The organism is Burkholderia sp. 9779_493 (genome assembly GCF_015712215.1).
Lineage (GTDB): Bacteria > Pseudomonadota > Gammaproteobacteria > Burkholderiales > Burkholderiaceae > Burkholderia > Burkholderia cenocepacia.
The window spans coordinates 1-1,432 of the sequence record NZ_JACCQA010000094.1; the positions used below are offsets into that span (position 1 = coordinate 1).

The following is a 1,432-nucleotide window of genomic DNA, read 5'->3' on the forward strand; positions in this document are numbered from 1 at the left end:
AAGTTGGACTAGATCCAACCTTTGGGGTGTTTTTCATGACGAAGTACGACGAACGTTTTCGGCGTCGAGTGGTTCAGGCGTACCTGGCTGGAGAGGCCGGCACCAAGACACTTGCTCACCGTTACGGAGTGGGCAGGACGATGGTGCGACGTTGGGTGGCGAGCTATCGCGAGCATGGTGAACAGGGGCTGCGCAAGAAGCACAGCCACTACGACGCGCGATTCAAGTTGTCAGTCCTTCAGCGGATGCGGCGCGATGAGCTGTCGTATGCGCAGGTGGCAGCGCTATTCGGCATCCGCAATGAACGAAGCATCCCGATCTGGGAGCGTCTGTATCATGAGGGCGGTATAGATGCGTTGGCGCCTCGTCGCCGAGGGCGCCCCCCGAAAATGACCACCTCACCACCACCGAAATCCCCCGACGATACCGTGCAGAAAGAGCCGAGCCGCGAGGAACTGCTCAAGGAAATCGTGTATTTGCGCGCGGAGGTGGCATACCTAAAAAAGCTCGATGCGCTGCTGCAATCCAAGAAGCAGGCAGCGCCCAGGAAAAAGCGCAAATAGTGCGTGAGCTCAGGCAGTGTCATCCGGTAGCTGCGCTCCTGAAGGCGGCAGGCCTGGCGCGCAGCACGTTCTATTACCAGCTCAAGGCATTGGCTGCCGGCGATCGGTATGCGGATCTCAAAGCGAAGATCCAGACTGTATACGACCACCACAAGGGCCGTTACGGCTATCGGCGAATCACGGCGGCGATCCGGCAGACCGGAGATGCGATCAACCACAAGACCGTGCAACGGTTGATGGGACAGCTGCAGTTGAAATCTCTGGTGCGCCCGAAGAGATATCGTTCCTGGCGCGGCGAAGTCGGCCGCGTTGCCCCGAATCTACTGCGGCGTCAGTTTGATGCTGAACGCCCGAATCAGAAGTGGGTGACCGACGTGACCGAATTCAATGTGGAGGGCCAAAAGCTCTATCTATCGCCGGTGATGGACTTGTACAACGGGGAGATCGTCGCTTACCAAATGGACGAGCGCCCGAGCTTCGAGTTGGTCAGCAACATGTTGAAAAAGGCGTTGGTCAAGCTTGATGACGAGGAGCAACCGTTACTGCATTCGGATCAAGGCTGGCAGTATCAGATGCCCGCCTACCGTCGGCTGTTGAAGCAGCATGCGCTCACCCAGAGCATGTCGCGCAGAGGCAACTGCCTTGATAACGCAGCCATGGAGAGCTTCTTCGGCACGCTGAAATCCGAGTGCTATCGGCTGACGCGCTTTGCCAGCGTGGAGCAGTTGCGAGATGCGTTGAGCCGCTACATTCACTACTACAACCACGAACGCATCAAGCTGAAATTAAATGGGCTGAGTCCCGTGCAATACAGGACTCAGCCCTTGGCCGCTTAGATTTTAACCGTCCAACTTCGTGGGGTCAGTTCA

The 1,432-nt window shown here is 57.3% G+C and carries 1 protein-coding gene; it reads left to right on the forward strand.

What is annotated here, in order from left to right:
* Positions 1-35: 35 nt before the first annotated feature.
* Positions 36-1,399 (forward strand): IS3-like element ISBcen10 family transposase gene (locus H0X95_RS35630; RefSeq protein WP_196446434.1). Its coding sequence is split into 2 segments (ribosomal slippage): positions 36-498 and positions 498-1,399, totalling 1,365 coding nucleotides; the frame shifts between segments, so codons are not numbered across the junction.
* The last annotated feature ends 33 nt before the right edge of the window (positions 1,400-1,432 follow it).